Here is a 488-nt window from a genome sequence, read left to right as displayed (position 1 = left end):
CTTGAAGTATAAAATGCTGCTATTCATTTTTACAATTAGTTATCTTGAGCACATAAATTAAGTGAGCACATAATTTCTGTTATGCGCTCAAGCACATAACAGAAAAGGATGGTTGTTTTCAGATACAGCTAAAGGAGCCCAAGCCAGTGCCGTTGTCTACAGTATTGTGGAAACGGCAAAGGCCAATAAACTCAACGTATTTATGTATCTGGTTCATATCCTCAGCACAATGCCGGGGGTTGACTTTAAGACCACCCCGTCTATCCTAAAGGACTTTATGCCCTGGTCAGAAAAACTGCCGGATTACTGCCGAAACACAAAAGATTGAATATGATTATTCCTGCCCCGGCACATGCAGTTCAGTCATGCCGGGGTTTGTTTTGTCAATGCGCCTTTTCGTTAAGCGCTTACGGTACTTGGACTTCTTCTGCTGGCCTGCTATTCAAATTTAAAGAAGAACCACTTGTTTTCACAAGTGGTTCTTCATA

The 488-nt window shown here is 41.6% G+C and carries 1 protein-coding gene; it reads left to right on the top strand.

The window, feature by feature from the left end:
- Positions 1–112: 112 nt before the first annotated feature.
- Positions 113–328: a transposase domain-containing protein gene (locus Ga0451573_RS18980; RefSeq protein ID WP_231685761.1), complete on the top strand. Its 216-nt coding sequence runs from the start codon at positions 113–115 to the stop codon at positions 326–328.
- The last annotated feature ends 160 nt before the right edge of the window (positions 329–488 follow it).

It is taken from the genome of Phosphitispora fastidiosa, assembly GCF_019008365.1.
Taxonomy (GTDB): domain Bacteria; phylum Bacillota; class Thermincolia; order Thermincolales; family UBA2595; genus Phosphitispora; species Phosphitispora fastidiosa.
The sequence above is the reverse complement of the archived record's forward strand: the minus strand, read 5'-3'. Positions and strand labels throughout refer to the sequence as shown.